Annotated in this window: 16 protein-coding genes; 3 read left to right on the forward strand and 13 right to left on the reverse strand. The window is 75.8% G+C overall.

Features of this window, described 5'->3' with window-relative positions:
- Window positions 1-86: 86 nt before the first annotated feature.
- Together PHK61_RS25115 and PHK61_RS25120 are read right to left on the reverse strand one after the other, a co-directional pair.
- Window positions 87-2,024, reverse strand: a complete 1,938-nt coding sequence (locus PHK61_RS25115; RefSeq protein ID WP_274283759.1) for a bifunctional MFS transporter/dTMP kinase — start codon at window positions 2,022-2,024, stop codon at window positions 87-89.
- A gap of 139 nt (window positions 2,025-2,163) precedes the next feature.
- A complete protein-coding gene (locus tag PHK61_RS25120) occupies window positions 2,164-2,652 on the reverse strand; it encodes a MarR family winged helix-turn-helix transcriptional regulator (RefSeq protein WP_274283760.1) in 489 nt (162 codons plus the stop codon).
- 98 nt (window positions 2,653-2,750) lie between these two features.
- Here PHK61_RS25120 and PHK61_RS25125 point away from each other — a divergent pair, with 98 nt between their 5' ends.
- Complete coding sequence (locus tag PHK61_RS25125) at window positions 2,751-3,407, forward strand: FMN-dependent NADH-azoreductase (RefSeq protein ID WP_274283761.1); 657 nt, start codon at window positions 2,751-2,753, stop codon at window positions 3,405-3,407.
- A 42-nt stretch (window positions 3,408-3,449) separates the two neighbouring features.
- Here PHK61_RS25125 and topA read toward each other — a convergent pair whose 3' ends face one another.
- Window positions 3,450-6,455, reverse strand: a complete 3,006-nt coding sequence (topA, locus tag PHK61_RS25130; RefSeq protein ID WP_274283762.1) for a type I DNA topoisomerase — start codon at window positions 6,453-6,455, stop codon at window positions 3,450-3,452.
- Between the two features lie 204 nt (window positions 6,456-6,659).
- Window positions 6,660-7,637 carry a hypothetical protein gene (locus PHK61_RS25135; protein ID WP_274283763.1) on the reverse strand — a complete coding sequence of 326 codons (978 nt, stop codon included), beginning with the start codon at window positions 7,635-7,637 and terminating at the stop codon, window positions 6,660-6,662.
- 70 nt (window positions 7,638-7,707) lie between these two features.
- Here PHK61_RS25135 and PHK61_RS25140 point away from each other — a divergent pair, with 70 nt between their 5' ends.
- Window positions 7,708-7,839, forward strand: a complete 132-nt coding sequence (locus PHK61_RS25140) for a hypothetical protein (protein ID WP_274283764.1) — start codon at window positions 7,708-7,710, stop codon at window positions 7,837-7,839.
- Window positions 7,840-7,879: 40 nt separating this feature from the next.
- Here PHK61_RS25140 and PHK61_RS25145 read toward each other — a convergent pair whose 3' ends face one another.
- A complete protein-coding gene (locus PHK61_RS25145) occupies window positions 7,880-10,198 on the reverse strand; it encodes a sodium-translocating pyrophosphatase (RefSeq protein ID WP_274283765.1) in 2,319 nt (772 codons plus the stop codon).
- Window positions 10,199-10,427: 229 nt separating this feature from the next.
- On the opposite strand from PHK61_RS25145, the gene PHK61_RS25150 reads away from it, so the two are divergent.
- Window positions 10,428-12,788, forward strand: a complete 2,361-nt coding sequence (locus tag PHK61_RS25150) for a DEAD/DEAH box helicase (RefSeq protein ID WP_274283766.1) — start codon at window positions 10,428-10,430, stop codon at window positions 12,786-12,788.
- A gap of 308 nt (window positions 12,789-13,096) precedes the next feature.
- On the opposite strand, the gene PHK61_RS25155 is transcribed toward PHK61_RS25150, so the two are convergent.
- The 8 genes from PHK61_RS25155 to ssd all read right to left on the reverse strand — a co-directional run bounded on the left by PHK61_RS25155 (window position 13,097) and on the right by ssd (window position 19,054).
- A complete protein-coding gene (locus tag PHK61_RS25155; protein WP_274283767.1) occupies window positions 13,097-13,741 on the reverse strand; it encodes a bifunctional DNA primase/polymerase in 645 nt (214 codons plus the stop codon).
- Between the two features lie 188 nt (window positions 13,742-13,929).
- Window positions 13,930-14,388, reverse strand: coding sequence for an Rv3654c family TadE-like protein (locus PHK61_RS25160; protein ID WP_274283768.1), 459 nt, complete (start codon window positions 14,386-14,388; stop codon window positions 13,930-13,932).
- Complete coding sequence (locus PHK61_RS31955; RefSeq protein WP_337994001.1) at window positions 14,385-14,903, reverse strand: TadE family type IV pilus minor pilin; 519 nt, start codon at window positions 14,901-14,903, stop codon at window positions 14,385-14,387. Before PHK61_RS31955 ends, PHK61_RS25160 begins: the two co-directional genes overlap by 4 nt.
- Window positions 14,846-15,070 carry a DUF4244 domain-containing protein gene (locus PHK61_RS25170; protein ID WP_274283769.1) on the reverse strand — a complete coding sequence of 75 codons (225 nt, stop codon included), beginning with the start codon at window positions 15,068-15,070 and terminating at the stop codon, window positions 14,846-14,848. Before PHK61_RS25170 ends, PHK61_RS31955 begins: the two co-directional genes overlap by 58 nt.
- 42 nt (window positions 15,071-15,112) lie before the next feature.
- Window positions 15,113-15,832 (reverse strand): type II secretion system F family protein, encoded by a 720-nt coding sequence (locus tag PHK61_RS25175; protein WP_274283770.1) that lies wholly within the window; start codon window positions 15,830-15,832, stop codon window positions 15,113-15,115.
- Complete coding sequence (locus tag PHK61_RS25180) at window positions 15,829-16,635, reverse strand: type II secretion system F family protein (RefSeq protein ID WP_274283771.1); 807 nt, start codon at window positions 16,633-16,635, stop codon at window positions 15,829-15,831. Before PHK61_RS25180 ends, PHK61_RS25175 begins: the two co-directional genes overlap by 4 nt.
- Window positions 16,632-17,945, reverse strand: coding sequence for a TadA family conjugal transfer-associated ATPase (locus tag PHK61_RS25185; RefSeq protein ID WP_274283772.1), 1,314 nt, complete (start codon window positions 17,943-17,945; stop codon window positions 16,632-16,634). Before PHK61_RS25185 ends, PHK61_RS25180 begins: the two co-directional genes overlap by 4 nt.
- Window positions 17,942-19,054 (reverse strand): septum site-determining protein Ssd, encoded by a 1,113-nt coding sequence (gene ssd / locus PHK61_RS25190; RefSeq protein ID WP_274283773.1) that lies wholly within the window; start codon window positions 19,052-19,054, stop codon window positions 17,942-17,944. The genes PHK61_RS25185 and ssd overlap by 4 nt, the downstream gene beginning before the upstream one ends.
- Between the last annotated feature and the right edge of the window lie 127 nt (window positions 19,055-19,181).

Consider the following 19,181-nt stretch of genomic DNA (forward strand, 5'->3'; position numbering starts at 1 on the left):
GCTGACCGCCTCCCCGGGCCGGTGGACAACGCTCGACGTCGCGGCGCGCCCCGACGCGGTCGCGGGGCTCGCGGTGCCGGCCACCCCTAGCTCGCGCGGGCGTTCTCCTCGCGCGCCGACAGCACCCGCGCCACCAGCGGGGCGAGCAGCTCGCGCACGCGGGCCGCGACGACGGCGGGGTCGCCGTCGGCGTCGACGCGCAGGTAGCGGGAGGGGTCGGCCGCGGCCATCTCGGTGAGCGTGCGCTGGACCTGCCAGGTGTCGACGATGCCCCCGGTGACCGGCGCCGGGTCGCGGACGCTCGGGTCGCGGTCGAGCAGGACGGTGACGTCGGGGCGCACCGCGCCGGTGGCCCACGCGCCGAGACGCTGCAGGTCGGCGGCGTCGAGCTCGTCGCCGACGCGGGCCAGCGGCGAGTCCAGGAAGCCCTCGATGACGACGACCCGGCCCGCGCGCAGGGCCGGCAGCACCTCGTGGGCGAGCACGTCGGCGCGCACGGCCGCGGCGACCAGCGCCCGCGCGCGCTGCCCGTCGAGCCCGCTCGCGGAGACCGCCGCCGACACCCGCGCGGCGTCGGCGGCGCTGCGGCCGGCGAGCACCACGTCGGCGCCCTGCTCGCCGAGCCAGCGCACGAGGCGCTCGCTCTGCTCGGCGGTGTCGGTGCCCGAGGCGCCCTCGACGGCCACGAGCAGGCCGGGCTCGCCGTGGCGGCTGCGGCGTAGCGCGCGCTTGACGTCGGCGAGGATCGTGCGGTCGCGCCGGTCGTCCATCTGGTGGTAGGCGAGCACGCCGACGGCCGCGGCGACGAGCCCGGCGCCGAAGAGCACGAACCGGGTGCCGTCGACCTGCGAGGTCTGGCCGAACAGCGTCAGCGTCCGCGACTGCACGAGCCCGACCAGCAGCGGCACCACCGACATCGACGCCAGCAGGTCGACCCGCACGATCGACTGCACGAACGCGACGACCCGCCCGCGCACCGCGTCCTCGACCTGCGCGCCGATGATCGTCAGCCCGGTGAGCAGCGCCGTCCCGGCGAAGAAGCCGACGAGCACGACGGTGGCGAGCGCGAGGTAGAGGTGCCAGGCCACGGCGACGGCGAGCAGCGAGGTCCCGGCTCCGACGATCGCCACCCCGAACAGGCGGTGGTGGGGCATCCGCCGGGAGAACCGCGGCACCAGCGCCATGCCGAGCGCGAGCCCGGTGAACAGCGCGATGAACAGCACCGAGTACGCCGCGTCCCCGCCGCCGAGGCTCGTCGCGTAGAGCCGGGCACTGGCGATGACCGCACCGCCGGCCGCGAACGCGCCGACGATGCCGACCACGAGTCCGCGCACCAGCGGCGTCGTCGACACGAACTGCATGCCGTCGCGCAGCATCGCCAGCAGGCCGGGGGCGGCGGCGCGCCGTTCCGCGCTGCGGCCCGAGATCTCGGGGATGCGGAAGGCGACGGTGGCCGCGGTGAGCAGCGCGGCGAGGCCGTTGACGACGAGCGCGAGGTAGACCGTGGTGGTCGGGCTCGGGTGCCAGCCCCCGATGTTGCCCGACTTCGAGATCAGCGCGAACACGCCGGCGGCGCTGATGACCGCGACGCCGTAGGTCATCACCAGGGAGAGCTGGTTGGCCGTCTCGATCTGGTCGGAGCGCTTGAGCAGGTTCGGGACCGACGAGTCCTTGGCCGGGATCCACACCAGCGCGCACAGCTCGATGAGGAACGTCGCGGCGAACAGCCACCACAGCGACCCCACCAGCGGGATCGACAGGAACAGCAGCGCCTTGAGGACGTCGCAGGTGACCATCACCGTGCGGCGGTCGAACTTGTCGGCCAGCACACCGCCCAGCGGGGCCATGAACAGCGCGGGCAGCAGCTTGGTCGCGACGACGCCGCCGAGCGCGAAGCTCTGGGCCTGGTAGCCGGTGGTGAGCTGGGTGGCGAGCGCGGTCAGGGCCAGCAGGGAGAGCCAGTCGCCGAAGCTCGCGACCGCGGTGACCGCCCAGAGCCTGCGGAACGGGCGGATGGCGAGCACGCTGCGGATACGGTGCGTCGCGGACGGCGCGCCGGTCCCCTCGGCAGCGGGCTGCTCGTCGATCGTCGGTCACCCCTCGCGTCTCCCCGACCGTCTCCGCAGGGTAGCCGCGGCGGGCATCCGGGTCGTGAGGTGTCGCTCAGCAGGTGCCGTCGGCCTGCATCTCGCGGATCTCGGCCGCCACCTGGCAGGGGGTCGCGCCGTCCGACCCGAGGGCGAGCCGCTGCAGCAGGGAGCGCAGCTGGTCGCGCTCGGCGGGGTCGAGCGGGGCCAGGAGCTCGTCCTCGGCCTCCCGCAGCCGGCGCTCGAGCTCGCAGCGCCGCGCGCGGCCGGTGTCGGTGAGCAGCACCTGGCGCGCGCGCCGGTCGGCCGGGTCGGGCCGGCGGGCGACGAGGCCGGCGCCCTCGAGCTCGTCGAGCAGATAGGTCATGACCGTCCGGTCGACGCCGAGCGAGCGGGCCAGCGCGAGCTGGGTGCGCGGCGGACCGTCCTCCAGGCCGGCCAGCACGTGGTAGCCGCGCGGCCCACCCGGCAGGTCGGACACCACGTCCTGCGCGGTGCGCAGGTGCGCGCGCGTGACCCGACCCAGGGCCCAGCCCAGGTCGGCCTCGACGCGCGGGGTGGTCATGGACACAGACTAGCGGCCGCCGAGCACGTCTGTTGACAAGAACGTCTGTGCGACAGAACATCTTGGTGACAGCTCGTCCTGCTCCTCCGGAGGACCCCGTGACCCTGTTCCGTCTCGACAGCAGCATCCGCACCGCGGGCTCGGTGAGCCGCGAGGTCGCCGACACGCTCGAGCGGGCCTACCTCGAGCAGCACCCCGGCGGCACCGTCGTGCGCCGCGACCTGCGCACCGATCCCGTGCCCGCCGACGCCTGGCCCACCGCGGCGCTCGCGGGGTTCACGCCCGAGGACCAGCGCAGCGACGACCAGCGCGCCGCCGTCGACCTCGCAGCCCGGCTGGCCGACGAGGTCGAGGAGGCGGACGCGCTGGTCGTCGCCACCCCGCTCTACAACTTCGGGGTGTCGCAGCAGCTCAAGATGTGGATCGACCTGCTCATCACCGACCCCCGGTTCGCCCCGGGAGCCTCGCCGCTGGCCGGCACGCCGGTGACGCTCGTGATCGCGCGCGGCGGCGGCTACGGCGAGGGCACCCCGCGCGCCGGCTGGGACCACGCCACCGGCTGGATCGTGCGCATCCTCGCCGACGTCTGGGGCGGCGACGTCACCCTCGTCGAGGCCGAGCTGACCCTCGCCGACACCGTCCCGGCGATGGCCGAGCTGCGCCCGCTCGCCGACCAGGTGCGCGCCCGCGCCCACGAGCTGGCCGGGGACGCCGGACGCGACATGGCGCGTGCCGGCGCCGCGCGGGTGGCGTGAGCCGGCCGGGACCCGTGTCCCCGGGACACGGGTCCCGGGGCGTCAGCTGGTCGGCGTCCCGCGCTTCGTGCCCGTACCCGACTTCGCGGTGGTCTTCTTCGCGGCGCCGGTCTTCGTGGCCGTCTTCTTCGCGGGCGCCTTCTTGGCCGGGGCCTTCTTGGCCCCCGGCTTGATGCCGTCCTTCGACCGCTTCTCGGCCAGCAGCTCGGCGGCCCGCTCGTCGGTGAGCGTCTCGACGTCGTCGCCCTTGCGCAGCGAGGCGTTCACGCCCGTGCCGTCGGTGACGTAGGGCCCGAACCGGCCGTCCTTGACCACCATCGGCTCACCCGACGCGGGATCCGTGCCGAGCTCCTTGAGCGGCGGCTTGGCCGCGGCCCGGCCCCGCTGCTTGGGCTGGGCGTAGAGCTTCTGGGCCTCCTCCAGCGTCACCGTGAACAGCTTGTCCTCGCTGTCCAGCGACCGGGAGTCCTTGCCCTTCTTGAGGTACGGCCCGTACCGCCCGTTCTGGGCGGTGATCTCCTCGCCCGAGTCCGGGTCCGTGCCGACCACGCGCGGCAGGCTCAACAGCTTCAGCGCGTCCTCGAGGGTGATCTCCGAGAGCGTCATCGACTTGAACAGCGAGCCGGTGCGGGGCTTCTCCTTCACCCCCTCGGGCAGCGACTCGGTGACGTAGGGCCCGAAGCGGCCCTCCTTGGCGAGGATCTCGTGGCCCGACTCCGGGTCGGTGCCCAGCGAGCGGCCCTCCTGCGGGGTCGCGAACAGCTCCTCGGCGAGCGCCAGGTCGAGCTCGTCGGGCGGGAGGTCGTCGGGCAGGTTGGCCCGCTGGGACTTCTCCTCGCCGTCCTCGGTGACGATCCGCTCGAGATAGGGCCCGTACCGGCCGACGCGCACGACCACGTCGCGTCCCTGCTCGTCGGCGAACATCCGCAGCGAGTTGACCTCGCGGGCGTCGATGCCCTCGAGCTTGTCGCCGACGAGCTTCTTGAGCCCGCCCAGGTTCGACATGGACGCCTCGACGCCCTCGCCGTGCGACGTGCTCGACCCGTTGGCAGCCTTGGCACCGTTGCCGTTGCCGTTCGCGCCGAAGTAGAAGTGCGACAGCCACGTCTCGCGCTGCGCGTCGCCGGCCGCGATGGCATCGAGCTCGTCCTCGAGCGCGGCGGTGAAGTCGTAGTCGACGAGGCGACCGAAATGTGCCTCCATCAGTCCGACCACCGCGAACGCGATCCAGCTGGGGACGAGCGCGCTGCCCTTCTTCCAGACGTAGCCGCGCTCCTGGATCGTGTTGATGATCGACGCGTAGGTCGAGGGACGGCCGATGCCGCGCTCCTCGAGCGTCTTGACCAGGCTCGCCTCGGTGTAGCGCGCGGGCGGGTTGGTGCTGTGCCCCGAGGGCTCGAGCTCGTCGGGAGCGACCCGCTCGTCCTTCTCGAGGCGCGGCAGCCGGCTCTCGGCGTCGTCGGCCTGCCCGCCGGCCTCTTCGTCGACGGTCTCGACGTAGGCCCGCAGGAAGCCGGGGAAGGTGATGGTGCGCCCGGACGCGGAGAACGTGCACTCCTCGCCGGTGGCGGCCGAGGCGTGGATCCGGACGGTCATCGTCGTACCCCGCGCGTCGCGCATCTGGCTCGCGATCGTGCGCTGCCAGATCAGCTCGTAGACGCGGAACTCGTCGTTGGAGAGCTCACCGGCGACCTGGCCGGGGGTCCGGAACGACTCCCCCGCCGGCCGGATCGCCTCGTGGGCCTCCTGCGCGTTCTTGACCTTGCGCGTGTACTGGCGCGGCTTCTCGGCGACGTTCTCGGCGCCGTAGAGGTCGCGGGCCTGGCTGCGCGCGGCGTTGATCGCGGTGTCGGACAGCGTCGTGGAGTCCGTGCGCATGTAGGTGATGTAGCCGTTCTCGTACAGGCGCTGCGCGGTGCGCATCGTCCGCTCGGCCGAGAACCGCAGCTTGCGCCCACCCTCCTGCTGGAGCGTGGAGGTCATGAACGGCGCGTAGGGCTTGCGCGTGTACGGCTTCTCCTCGACCGAGGAGACCGTGAAGTCGCGGTCGGCCAGCGCCTCGGCCAGGCGGCGCGCGCTGGCCTCGTCGAGCCGGCGGACGCCCGCTGCGCCCGACTTCTCACTGGCTGTGAGCTGCCCGAGGGAGTCGAAGTCGCGGCCGGTGGCCACCCGCGCGCCGTCGATCTCGACGAGACCGGCCTTGAAGGTCGGCGTGTTGGCGGAGTCCTGCTCCTTGAGGGAGCGCAGGACCGCGTCGATGCCCCAGTAGCCGGCCGACACGAACGCCATCCGCTCGCGCTCGCGCTCGACGATGACCCGGGTCGCGACCGACTGCACCCGGCCCGCCGAGAGCTTCGGCATGACCTTCTTCCACAGCACGGGGCTGACCTCGTAGCCGTAGAGGCGGTCGAGGATGCGCCGGGTCTCCTGCGCGTCGACGAGGTCCTGGTCGAGGTCGCGGGGGTTGGCCGCGGCCGCCTGGATCGCCGACTCGGTGATCTCGTGGAACACCATGCGCCGGACCGGCACCTTGGGCTTGAGCGTCTCGAGCAGGTGCCAGGCGATGGCCTCGCCCTCGCGGTCGCCGTCCGTCGCGAGGTAGAGCTCGTCGACCTCCTTGAGGGCCTCCTTGAGCTCGGTGACCGTCGACTTCTTGTCCGGCGTCACGATGTAGAGCGGCTCGAAGGAGTTGTCGACGTCGACGCCCAGGCGCGCCCACGACTCGCCCTTGTACTTGGCGGGCACGTCGGCGGCGCCGCGGGGAAGGTCGCGGATGTGGCCGCGGCTGGACTCCACGATGTACCGCGAGCCCAGGTAGTCGGCGATCTTGCGGGCCTTCGCCGGGGACTCGACGATCACCAGCCGGCGACCGCCGTCGCCGGCGGGCGTCGCGCCGCCGCGACCGGTCTTCCGGCCGCCGCCCGAGGACTTCGCACCCGACTTCGCGCGCGCGCCGGACCCGGCCGTCGACCCGTTCTGCGTCGGGGTCTCGGCCTCGGTCGTCGCGCTGCGTGCCGTCGTCGAGCCCTTCGTCGGTGCCACGGGCATGCCTCGTCTCGTCGTACTCATGGCGGGTCGCCACTCGCCGCCAGTGTGCCTCACGGTGTCCGCTGCGCCAGGCGCTACCGGTGGTCCGGGGTCGGCACGCGGGTGGTGACAGCTGTCGTCCCCCGGTCCGGCGACCGGGATCCTGGACCGATCGGTGCTGGTCAGCGGACCGTTCGGGTGGTGTGCGCGCCGGTGTCGGCGGGCTCACACCGGCCAGACGCCGTCGGCGAGATCGCGGGGCGGGCGGCCCAGCAGCTCGCCGAGACGACCGTGCCGGCGCCTCCCGACGATACGCAGCACCGGGGTCCTCGCCGCGCCCGCCAGGGTCGCACCGAGGCCCGCGTGACGACTCGCCGTGAGCAGACGGTCACTCGATCCCGGCGCGTCCGGGTCGAGCCCGAGCGTGTACGCCGTCCCGTCGAGCGCGCCGGCGGCCAGCACCCAGAGCCGCAACCGCGGTCCGTCGAGCTCGAACCCCTCGGGAACGCGCTTCATTCCCCCGCCGCGGGTCCAGGCCCGGGCGAGGCCCGCCAGATCGGCCCGGAACGCCGTGCGGACCTCCGGCCGCCCGTCCTCGGTACGCCCGACCTCGGCCGGCACCCCCCGCGCCCGCAGCGCGCAGCACAGCGCCCGCACGCGCCACGCCAGGAGCGGGTCGTCGACGTGGTCAGGGGTGCGAGCGATGCGGCGTCGCTGGCGTGTGACGCCAGGATCGCCACATCCTCGCGGCGGCGACACGCCGGCGTGCTCGGGGTCGGGCTCCGCGTGGTCGTCGGCGTGGCGGCCACCTGCGGCACGAAGCGGAGCGAGAGCTGCCGCGCCGGAGGCGGCGTACTGGCGGTGATCGTCAGGAAACCCGCCCCCTCGGCCCAGGCGCGCGGCGATCTCGTCGGGGTCGAGGTCGAGGTGGGCGAGCTCGTCCGGGTCGAGGGCGGGCCCCTCCACGTCCGCGTCGGGTGCGGGAACGGGGTCGGGCGCGTCGTCGATCGGCGGCTCGTCCTCCTCGACGTCCGCGTCCTCCGGCTCGGGCTCCGGCTCGGGCTCCGGTCCCAGGACGATCGTCAGCCGCGCCGCCGAGCCCCGGCCGAAGAGCTCGGCGCGTCCGGGCCCGCAGAGCAGCCCCTCCAGGTCGCCCAGGGCGCGCGGACGGGCGTCCGCCGACCAGAACGACAGCTGCCCCACGGCCGCGGAGCCTAGAACACGCGTTCGAACCAACGGCGGAACCGCCGCGCCGCACACGGTCCGCAGTCCCATGACCCCGCCGGAGGTCGAGCAGCTCGACGCGATCGGGGCGGCCGCCCTCGACACCACCGGCCCGCTTCCTTGCCGCGTGACGGCGTCGTGCCCCGGTGAGGAACGAGCGAAGGCCCCTCCGGTCGAGTAGATCGACCGAAGGGGCCCTTCACTCAGTACTGCGCCGGACCTCAGGCCTGGGCGGGAGCCGCCGCGTCCTGGTTGGAGTCGGCGATCGCGGTCGAGCGGCGCTTGGACACGTAGATCGCCACCGCGATCCCGATCACCGCGACGACGGCGATGGTGATCCGGACGGCCGGGTTGGCGTCCACGCCGACCGACAGGGCCACGACGGCCGGGGCGATCAGCACCGAGACCAGGTTCATGACCTTGATCAGCGGGTTGATCGACGGGCCGGCGGTGTCCTTGAACGGGTCACCGACGGTGTCACCGATGATCGTCGCCTCGTGGGCGTCGGAGCCCTTGCCGCCGTGGTTGCCGTCCTCGACCAGCTTCTTGGCGTTGTCCCAGGCACCACCGGAGTTGGCGAGGAACACGGCCATCAGCGTGCCCGCGGCGATCGCGCCGCCGAGGTAGCCGGCGAGCGGACCTACGCCCAGGCCGAAGCCGACGGCGATCGGGGCGAGGATCGCGAGCAGACCCGGGGTGGCCAGCTCGCGCAGCGCGTCACGGGTGCAGAGGTCGACGACCTTGCCGTACTCGGGCCGACCCTCACCCTGGCCGCCGCGGTACTGCATGATCCCGGGGATCGAGTTGAACTGGCGGCGCACCTCGTAGACCACGGCGCCCGCGGCGCGGGACACGGCGTTGACCGCGAGACCCGAGAACATGAACACCACGGCCGCGCCGATGACGACGCCGACGAGGATGTTCGGGGCGGTGATGTTGTAGATGTCGCCGAGCGCCTGGCCCGCCTCGCTGTAGGCCTGGGTGATCGCGTCGTTGTACGACCCGAACAGCGCCGTCGCGGCGAGCACCGCGGTGGCGATGGCGATGCCCTTGGTGATCGCCTTCGTGGTGTTCCCGACCGCGTCGAGCTCGGTGAGGATGTCCGCACCGGCGCCCTCGACGTCGCCGGACATCTCGGCGATGCCCTGCGCGTTGTCCGAGACCGGGCCGAAGGTGTCCATGGCGACGATGACGCCGACCGTGGTCAGCAGGCCGGTGCCGGCCAGGGCGACGGCGAACAGCGCGACGAACACCGAGCCCGAGAGCAGGAACGAGCCGTAGACGGCCGCACCGATGACGATCGCGGTGTAGACCGCCGACTCGAAGCCGACCGAGATGCCCGCGAGGATGACCGTCGCTGCACCGGTGAGCGAGCTCGTGCCGACGTCCTTGACCGGCTGGGTCTCGGTGCCGGTGTAGTAGCCGGTCAGCGACAGGATGATGATCGCGAGCACGATGCCGATGACGACGGCGACCGCGGCGATGACCTGCGGGTTGCCGGCGGCGGCGAGGTCGCCGATGCGCTCGGCGTCGACGCCGGGCAGCTCCGCGAAGCTCGAGGGCAGGTAGTAGAACGCCGCGAACGAGCAGGCGATGATCGAGATGATCGCCGAGATGTAGAAGCTGCGGTTGATGGCGCGCAGCGCGTTCTCGCCCTCGCGGGTGCGGGTGATGAACACGCCGACGATGGCGGTGAGGACACCGATCGCCGGGATGATCAGCGGGAACGTCAGGCCCAGCGTGCCGAACGCGACCGAGCCCAGGATGAGCGCGGCGACCAGGGTGACCGCGTAGGACTCGAACAGGTCGGCGGCCATGCCGGCGCAGTCACCGACGTTGTCGCCCACGTTGTCGGCGATCGTCGCGGCGTTGCGGGGGTCGTCCTCGGGGATGTTCTGCTCGACCTTGCCGACGAGGTCGGCGCCGACGTCCGCGGCCTTGGTGAAGATGCCGCCGCCGACACGCATGAACATGGCGAGCAGGGCGGCGCCGAGACCGAAGCCCTCGAGGACGCGCGGGGCCTCCTCGACGAAGATCAGCACGACGATCGCCGCGCCCAGGAGGCCGAGACCGACGGTGGCCATGCCGACCACGCCGCCGGTGCGGAACGCGATCTTGGCGCCCTTGTCGCGCCCGCCCGGCTCGTTGGCCGCGGCGGCGACGCGGATGTTCGCCTGGGTCGCGAGGTTCATGCCCAGCGCGCCGATCGCCATGGAGAACAGGGCGCCGACGACGAAGGCGACCGAGCGTCCGATCAGCTCGCCCGTGCTGCCGGCCGGCAGCGCGAAGAGCACCAGGAAGACCACGACGATGAACGGTGCGAGCGTCTTGAACTGGCGCGTGAGGAACGCACTCGCGCCCTCCTGCACCGCGCGGCCGATGTCACGCATCCCCTGCGTGCCCTCGTCGGCCGCGAGGACCTGCTGGCGCAGGACGACGCCGATGATCAGCGCGATGACGGCCACGACCGCCACCACGACGACCACGATGTTGTCGCCGGCGGAGAACGAGATCCCCGCGGCGAGGACGGACGCTTGCATCCAGCCTCCCGGTTGGCACTTCTGCTCGACGCGCCCGGCCAGGCCTCGCGGCGACCTCGGCGCGTGATGAATCCAGGCCACCGACCCGAGGACACCGGGTGGTGGACAGGTGCCGCAGTGTAGGAGGTGGGCGTCACCTGGTCTCACGGCAGTTCCCCCGGGCGCTGTGAGGTGCGTTTCTTTCACGAACGAGAGCGGGAGTGCGGGGCCTGTGTCAGGGTCGGTGTGCGTGGGCGGCGAACACGGGCTGGTCGACGGGCCCGCCGCGCTGCCCGGGGACACGCGGGGCGCGCACCTGCTGCGCCGGGTGCTCGCCGGCACCCCCTCCGGCGAGAGCCCGTTGACCCACGCCGAGATCGTCCCCGCCCGCGACGGGCGCACTGCCGGCTGGCCCGACTGGGTCCCCGAGACCGTGCGCGCCCCGTTCCTCGCCCGCGGCGTCGAGCGCCCGTGGGGGCACCAGGCGGCCGCCGCCGAGCACGCGTGGGCCGGCGAGCACGTCGTCGTCTCGACCGGCACGGCCTCGGGGAAGTCGCTGGCCTACCAGCTGCCGGTGCTGTCGTCGCTGCACACGGACCCGCGGGCCACCGCGCTGTACCTCTCGCCGACCAAGGCGCTGGGCGCCGACCAGCTGCGCACCGTCCACGATCTGCGCGTCGAGGGCGTGCGTGCCGCGTCCTACGACGGGGACACCCCGATCCCCGAGCGCGACTGGGTGCGCCAGCACGCCAACTGGGTGTTCACGAACCCCGACATGCTCCACCGCGGGGTCCTGCCGCGGCACGGACGCTGGACGACGTTCCTGCGGCGCCTGCGCTACGTCGTGATCGACGAGTGCCACACCTACCGCGGCCTCTTCGGCTCGCACGTGGCGCTGCTCGTGCGCCGGCTGCGGCGGGTCTGCGCGCGGTACGGCGCGCACCCGACCTTCGTCCTCGCGTCCGCGACGGTCTCCGAGCCCGCCGTCTCGGCCTCGGTGCTGACCGGTCTGGACGTGGTGGAAGTCACCGACGACGGCTCGCCGCGCGGAGCCCGGGCGGTCGCGCTGTGGGAGCCGCCGCTGCTCGAGGAGATCACCGGCGAGAACGGCGCGCCGGTGCGGCGCTCGGCGGGCGCGGAGACCGCGCGCATGCTCGCCGACCTCGTGCTCGAGGGCGCCCGGTCGCTGGCGTTCGTCCGCTCGCGGCGCGGGGCCGAGCTGACGGCGCTCGGGGCGCGCCGGGTCCTGGCGGAGGTGGATCCGCAGCTCGCCGCCCAGGTCGCGGCGTACCGGGCGGGCTACCTCCCCGAGGAGCGGCGCGAGCTGGAGCAGGCACTGCTGACCGGTGCGCTGCGGGGCGTCGCGACCACCAACGCGCTCGAGCTCGGGGTCGACATCGCGGGCCTGGACGCCGTCGTCGTCGCGGGGTTCCCGGGCACGCGGGCGTCGTTCTGGCAGCAGGCCGGACGCGCCGGGCGCTCGGGCGACGACGCGCTCGTCGTGCTCGTCGCCCGCGACGACCCGCTCGACACCTACCTCGTGCACCACCCCCGGGCGATGCTCGGCGCGCCCCTGGAGCGCTGCGTGCTCGACCCGACCAACCCCTACGTGCTCGCGCCCCACCTGGCCTGCGCGGCGTCGGAGATCCCGCTGACGCGGGACGACGTGTCGGCGCTGGGGTGCGATGCGGCGCTCGCGGTGGTCGACGACCTCGTCGCCGAGGGGCTGCTGCGCCGGCGCCGGGGTGGCTGGTTCTGGTCGCACCCCACCGACCGGCCGCACGCCGGGGTCGACATCCGGGGCAGCGGCGGCGAGCAGGTCGTGCTCGTCGAGTCGGACACCGGGCGGATGCTCGGCACCGTCGACCCCGGTACCGCGCCGGCGACCGTCCACCCCGGCGCGGTGCACCTGCACCAGGGCGAGAGCTACGTGGTCGACGCCCTCGACCTCGACGAGGGCCTGGCCCACGTGCACGCCGAGGACCCGGAGTGGACGACCCAGGCCCGCACCGTGATCGACATCTCGGTCGAGGAGACCGAGCAGTGCGCGGGGTACGGCGAGCTGCAGGTCTGCCTGGGCTCGGTGGAGGTCACCGAGCAGGTGGTGGGCTACCTGCGCAAGCTCCCCACGGGGCGCGTGCTCGACTCGAACCCGCTGGACATGCCCGCGCGGTCCCTGCGGACGCGCGCGGTCTGGTACACGCTGACCGAGTCCGCGCTGCTGGCGGCAGGTCTGGTGCCGGCGCGCTGGCCCGGCGCCCTGCACGCCGCCGAGCACGCGGCGATCGGGCTGCTCCCGCTGGTGGCGACCTGCGACCGCTGGGACATCGGCGGCGTCTCGACCGCGCTGCACCCCGACACCGGGCACCCGACGGTGTTCGTGCACGACGGCCACCCCGGCGGCGCAGGCTTCGCCGACCGGGCCCACGAGGCCCTGCGGGAGTGGCTCACGGCCACCCGGGCCGCGATCTCGGACTGCGAGTGTCCCTCGGGGTGCCCGTCCTGCGTGCAGTCGCCCAAGTGCGGGAACGGCAACGACCCGCTCGACAAGTCCGGCGCGATCCTCGTCCTCGACGCGGTGCTGGGGCGGCTGGGCGCCGGACCGGACTGACGTTGGCTCCGCCGCGGGTCGGGGGATCTCCGGCCCGACCCGCGGCGAGGTCTGGAGCGCCGCAGGCCGGGGAGGGGGCTCGACCCGGCCTGCGGCGCCGTATGGGGCGGCGGTGGGCGCGCGACGCGGTCGCGGGCGGCCCACCGCCGCGGGGTCCTCCCGGACCCGACCGCGTCGGTCGCGACGGGTGCACCGGCGCGTCGGCGTGCGGTTCGGGTGGGGCGGCGGGCGCGGCCTGCTCGGCCTCGCGGATCCGGCGGCGCCCCGAGGGGACCCGAAGTGTGGAGTTGTGGTCGGTGCTGCCGTCGCTAGGAGCGGACCCCGGTGGCGACGGTGGCGAGGCGGTAGGTCGACCCGCCGCCGGCGACGGCCGGGCGCTGGGCGACGGCCTCGACCAGCGCGTCCTGGACGCGGAACGGGTCGGGCAGGTTCCAGCCGCACGCGGCGGGCCGGACCCGCCAGTGCGCCGACCCCTGCGGGTGGGTGGAGGGCGGCGCCACGAACCAGCTGCCGCGACCGTGGAGCACGATGCCGGCGCGCTCGGCGAGGTCGGGGCGCAGGGGCTCGCCGGCGAGGACCGGGAACAGCCACTCCCCGGTCGGGGTGGCCGCGATCGGCACCGGGACGCCGACCGCGCGCAGCACGGCGGCGGCGCGACGCCCGACGGTGGCGGGGACCTCGAGCACGTCGAACGTCAGCCCGGTGGGCAGGAGGATCGAGTAGGGCAGGCCGGACCACCAGTCGGCGATCTGGTCGCAGTCGGTCGACGCCTTGCGCGCCCAGTCGTCGAGCACCGGGCACGGCCCGTCCTGGGAGGCGTCCGGGCAACCGCTCCAGACCTCGCCCTGCGGGAACGTGCCCGGGACGACGGCCCAGCCGTGGTCGGCGAGCACCATGGCCTCAGCGCGGAGCTCCGTGCCGTAGACGGCTCGATAGCTGTCCCACCACTGCATCGGCTTCCTCCTGGACCGGTTCCTGCTCCCGGCGTGCTGTGACCAGTAACGGCCCGCACACGTCACTTCGCCACCCGTCATCGCCCATCGGCCGTGATCACACGCCGAGCGTGACGGTCGGCCCCGTTCAGCGGGCGAGCGCGCTACGGGCAGCGGGCCCGTGCCCGATCGCCCACCCGGTCCGCCGCTCACCCGGGGCCGCCCTCCGCTCGTCCCGGCCCGTTCACCTCCCGGTCGCCACGGGTCACCACCGAGGGACCGGACGGGGGCCCGCCGAGCGCCACCGGACCCGCCCGGGCTCGCCCGGTCGCCTCACCGGACACGCTCGGCAGGCAGGCGCACCGCGCCGCCGTGATCACTCTCACCGTCCAGCCCTCGACGGCGCAGTCCACGAGCCGCGCGCCGTTGCCCGCCGCGATCTCCCGGGACCGCTCACAGGCCACATCGGCCCCGCGTACGGCCTCGCGGGCACCGGCGAGCGCAGCGAGATCGGCGGCGGATTCGGCCCGGTGCCGGGCGAGCGTGGCCGCGCCCACCTGCAGGCCCAGGCCCAGCAGGCACACGAGGACGCCCACCGCGGCCGCCGCCAGCACCGTGGCCGACCCGGCGTCGTCGACCGCTCGTCGACCGCCCGCCGTGCCGCTCACCGCGCACCCCCGCCGCCGCCGCTCACCGCGGGTCCGGAGGCCGGTCCGGAGGCCGACGCCGGGTCCGTCCCGGCGTCGACCTCCGGCGGCTCGCCGGGGAGCGGATCGGGGCCCTCGGCCGGCGCCACCGGCGAGGGTTCGCGGGACGCCAGCGCCTCCGCGCCGACGCGCACGCCCGGCAGCGCCGAGCCCAGCGGCACGGCGCGGACACGGGCCACCACGTCGTCGCCCCGGACGTCGACGACGACCTCCGCGCCGCCGGGGAGCAGCCGCTGCGCCGCGAGCCGGGCGCCGTCCTCGTCGCCGCGCGCCGCGAACCGGGCCGCCTCGGTGGCGGCGTCGACGCAGCGCAGCTGGAGCACCACCGCCCCCATCGCCGCGAGGACCACGCCCAGCACCACGACGAGCGTGCCGACCGCGAACGCGGCCTCGACGGTGACCGAGCCGGTGTCGTCGCTCAGAAGGTGCTGGTGAGCGCCCGCTGCACGATCCCGGTGAGGGCGCCGACGATCGATTCGCCGGTGACGACCTGGTAGAGGATCGCGCCGAAGGCCGCGGCGGCCACGGTGCCGATCGCGTACTCGGCCGTCGACATCCCGGCGTCGTCGTCGCGCAGGTGCGCCAGGCGGTCCCGCAGGCGAGATCGTGCGGTCGGTGCGGTCGGTGCGGTCGGTGCGGTCATGGGGTTCTCCTCTCCTCCCACGCCCCGGCGGGGCGGGCGGCCTCATCGCTGCTCCAGCAGCGGTCCGGCGAGCCCCACGACCACCGGGACAATGCCCAGGGCCAGGAACGCCGGCAGGAAGCACAGGCCGAGCGGCCCGGTGACGAGCACGCCCGCGCGCTCAGCGCGTGCCTCGACGGCGTCGGCGGCTTCGGCGCGCAGATCGGCGGCGACGGCCTCGACGACGTCGGCGACCGCGGCTCCGCTGCGCGACGACCGACGTGCCGCGCGGGCGAGGCGCACGGTGTCCGGCACCTCGAGCGCGGGCGCCCAGGCCGCGGCCGGGTCGGCGCCCAGCGCGACGAGGTCGGCCACGCGGCCCAGAGCCTCGCCGGCGGCCGCGGGCAGCACCGGCACGACGGCCCGGGCCGCGCGATCGAGCGAGAGCCCGGCGCGCAGGCAGGCTGCGAGCTGGTCCCACGCCCCCGCGAGCGCCAGCGGGTCGGGGCGCGGGCGGGCCCGGTGCGCCCGCCAGCGGGGCAGCAGGGCGACCACGGCGACGCCGGCCGCGAGCACGAACACACCGGCAATGCCGGCCCCGGCCGCCAGCGCGGCGAGGCCCACCGCGGCGAGCGCGAGACCGGGCACCAGGCCCTCCCGGGCCGCGCGCCGTGCCGGGGCTGGCGGCGCCGTCCGGCAGTGGGCCGCGACCGGGCCCGGCGCCACCACGAGCGCGGCGGCCAGGGACACCAGGGCGAAGGCCACCCCGACCGGGACGCTCACCGGGTCACCCCGGCGACGATCCGCTCGGTCCACGCGAGTCCGGCGCACACCAGCCCGACCCCGACCACGAGCAGCCCCTGGCCGACGAGCCCGCCGGTGAGCACCGCCCACGGCCGCGCGCCGATGCCCTCCCCGAGCAGCAGCCCGAGCACCGGAAGCCCGGCCAGCACCGCGGCGGTCGCGCGCGGCCCCGCCAGGCGCGCCCGCAGCCCGCCGGCCATCCGTGCGCGGGCGCGCAGGTCGTGCGCCACGGCGCCGGCGGGCCCGGCGAGCGCGATGCCGTGGCGGTCGGCGAGCGCCCAGGCCCCGGCGAGGCGGTCGAGGTGCGCCCCGAGGGCCGGTTCCCGTGTCCGCGCGGCGCGCAGGGCGGCGGGGACGTCGCCGCCCAGGTGGGCCGTGGCCCCGAGCAGCGTCATCACGCGTGCCGCGGCGGGATGCGCGTCCGCGCCCGCCGACGCGGCCGCGGTGGCGGGCGGCGCACCGGCGCGGATCTCCGCGGCGAACGAGGACAGGGCCTCGGCGAGCGCGCCGGTGGCGGCGGTGCGCTCGCGCTCGGCACCCGCGGCCGCCCGGTGCCGGGACAGGGTCGCGGCGAGCACGACCGCGGCGAGCGCCCCTCCGACGCCGGCGACGCCGAGCCCGAGGACGGCCGCTCCGGGCAGCAGGACGGCACGGCGGCGCAGGAGTCCCGACAGCGCGGGCCGGCCCCGGCGGGGCGTCGCGGGGGTCGCGAGGCGCCGCGCCGCGCTCGGGGCCGGCCAGGTCGCGAGCGCCGCGGCGACGAGCGCCAGGACCACGCTCACGCCGGCTCCCGGTGCAGCACGGCGACACCGGCGGCCACGGACACGGCTCGCGGCGGCCGCGCGGGGGCGAGCACCGGTGCCGCGGGGTCGGGCGGCTCCGGCGGGCCCTGCGGGTCGGGCGCGTCCTCCCACGGCGGCGCGACCCCGCGCTCGCGCAGCATCGCCGCGAGGTCGGCGCGCCCGACCGCCCAGCCGTCGCCGCGGGTCCAGGCCGGCACGACGACGACCTCGCCGGCCCCGTCGCGGCGGCGCAGGATGCCGACGGCGTCGAGGGTCCGCGCGCCGTCGCGTCCGCGCCGCACCTGGAGGACCACCTGCACGGCCGCGGCGAGCTGGCTGTGCAGGGCGGCCGGACCGAGCCCGCCGAGCGCCGCGAGGGCCTCCAGGCGGGCGGGCACCTCGCGCGGGGCGTTGGCGTGCACCGTGCCCGCCCCGCCGTCGTGGCCGGTGTTGAGGGCCGCGAGCAGCTCGACGACCTCGCCGCCGCGCACCTCGCCGACGACGAGCCGGTCGGGGCGCATCCGCAGCGCCTGGCGCACGAGGTCGCGCAGGAGCACCTGGCCGGCGCCCTCGACGTTCGCCGGGCGCGACACCATCCGCACGACGTGGGGGTGGACGGGCCGCAGCTCCTCGGCGTCCTCGACGCACACGATGCGCTCGCTGGGCGCGACCTCGCCGAGCAGCGCCGAGAGCAGCGTGGTCTTGCCCGACCCGGTCCCGCCCACCACGAGGAAGGCGAGCCGCGCGGCCACCACCGCGCGCAGCAGGGCCGCGCCGTCGGCGTCGAGGGTGCCCGTGGCCGCGAGGGTCGCGAGGTCGTGGCGGGCCGGGCGGAGCACGCGCAGCGACACGCACGTGCCGTCCGCCGCGACCGGCGCGAGCACCGCGTGCAGCCGCACGCCCGAGCCCGGCAGGCGGGCGTCGACGTACGGGCTGGCGTCGTCGAGGCGCCGGCCCGCGGCGCTCGCGAGGCGCTGGGCCAGGCGGCGCACGGCGTCCTCGTCGGGGAAGGAGACCGCGGTGCGCTCGAGGCCGGCGCCGCGGTCGACCCACACCGCGTCCGGCGCGGTGACGAGCACGTCGGAGGTGCCCGGCTCGCGCAGGAGGTCCTCGAGCGGCCCGGCCCCGACCAGCTCGCGCTGCAGGCCGCGCACGGCCGTGAGGACGTCGGCGTCGCCGACGACCCCTCGGGCCTCGGCGCGCACCGCGGCGGCGAGCTCGCCCACGCCGGCCTGCCCGCCCGAGGTCACCAGGCGGGTCCGGACGCGGTCGACCAGCGCGGTCGGCGCGGACCCGGGCGCGGTGCTCATGCCGCCCGCCCCCGCTCGGCGACGGCCTCGAGCGCGTCGAGGACGGCCTCCGCGGCGTCCTGCAGCGGCCCGCGGCGCAGGCCGGGCACCTTGCCCTGGTCGAGCGCCCGGCCCAGGCCGGGCTCCTGGTCCACGGAGGCGAGCACGGCGAGGCCGAGGGCGTTCGCCACGTCGTCGGCGTCGAGCCCGCCCGGCGCGGGCCCGCGGACCACCAGGCGCAGCACCGCCCCGCGCTCGGCCAGCGGCTCGACGACACGGCCGGCCGCGGCGACGGCACGGACCTCGGCCGGCACCACCACGACGACCAGGTCGGCGACGTCGGCGACGGCCAGTGCGGTGTCGGTGGGGTGGCGCGGGAGGTCGCACACCACGACCTCGCCGCCCCGCCGCCCCGCCTCGACCACGGCGACGGCCGCGCCGGGGTCCGGACCCGTGCCCGCCCGGTCGCACGCCAGCACCGTGAGCACCCCGTCGGGAGACGGGAGCGCCTCGTGCAGCGACGCGGCCGCCACCCGGCCGCCGCCCCCGCCGCCGAGCGCGAGCCCGCTCCAGCGCAGGCCCTCGAGCTCCTCGGCGCCGGCGAGGAGGTCGAGACCCCCGCCGAGCGGGTCGCAGTCGACGAGCAGCACCCGCGTGCCCCGGGTCCGGGCACATGCCGCGACGGCGACCGCGAGCACCGAGGCCCCGGCGCCGCCGCGCCCGCCGACCACCGCGACCACCCGCCCGGGCGGCGCGTCGTCGCGGGGCCCGGTGTCGGCGAGCTCGGCGACCAGCCACTCCTCGCCCTCGGGCAGCGAGACGACGTGCTCGGCGCCCACCCCGACCGCGTGCTCCCACAGCGAGCCCGGCGGATCGCCCCGGCACAGCAGCACCACGCCGTCGCGGCGCCCGAGCCGCAGCGGGCCGACGGCACGCGCGGCGGCCTCGTCGACCAGCACCAGCGCGGCGGTGTGCCACCGGCGCCGCAGGCCCGCCGCGTCGGGCACCCGTTCGAGCTCGGCCTCCGCGGCGGCCGCGAGCCGCACGACCTCGTCGAGGAGCTCCTCGTCGTCGGTCATCACGACCACGCGCCGCTCGGCCGTGCCACCCCTCGCCGCCCTCGCCGTCATCGCCCGTGTCCTCCCCGCTCGTCGCCTGACGAGGAGCACGCTGCCGCGCGGCGGGCCGGCGCCGTGAGCGTCGGGATCCGGCCTGTGGACGGCGGGCCGGGGTGGGGATGGCCGCGCCGCGCGGTGG

This window comes from Actinomycetospora lutea, from assembly GCF_028737205.1.
Classification (GTDB): Bacteria; Actinomycetota; Actinomycetes; order Mycobacteriales; family Pseudonocardiaceae; genus Actinomycetospora; species Actinomycetospora lutea.

Excerpts from the sequence above, each read along its gene's own strand:
- PHK61_RS25120 (WP_274283760.1), bottom strand. The coding sequence starts at position 2,652 with ATGACCACCCCGCGCGTCGAGGCCGACCTGGGCTGGGCCCTGGGTCGG.
- topA (WP_274283762.1), bottom strand. The coding sequence starts at position 6,455 with ATGCCCGTGGCACCGACGAAGGGCTCGACGACGGCACGCAGCGCGACG.
- PHK61_RS25140 (WP_274283764.1), top strand. The coding sequence starts at position 7,708 with ATGACCCCGCCGGAGGTCGAGCAGCTCGACGCGATCGGGGCGGCCGCC.
- PHK61_RS25145 (WP_274283765.1), bottom strand. The coding sequence starts at position 10,198 with ATGCAAGCGTCCGTCCTCGCCGCGGGGATCTCGTTCTCCGCCGGCGAC.
- PHK61_RS25155 (WP_274283767.1), bottom strand. The coding sequence starts at position 13,741 with ATGCAGTGGTGGGACAGCTATCGAGCCGTCTACGGCACGGAGCTCCGC.
- PHK61_RS25170 (WP_274283769.1), bottom strand. The coding sequence starts at position 15,070 with ATGACCGCACCGACCGCACCGACCGCACCGACCGCACGATCTCGCCTG.
- PHK61_RS25185 (WP_274283772.1), bottom strand. The coding sequence starts at position 17,945 with ATGAGCACCGCGCCCGGGTCCGCGCCGACCGCGCTGGTCGACCGCGTC.
- ssd (WP_274283773.1), bottom strand. The coding sequence starts at position 19,054 with ATGACGGCGAGGGCGGCGAGGGGTGGCACGGCCGAGCGGCGCGTGGTC.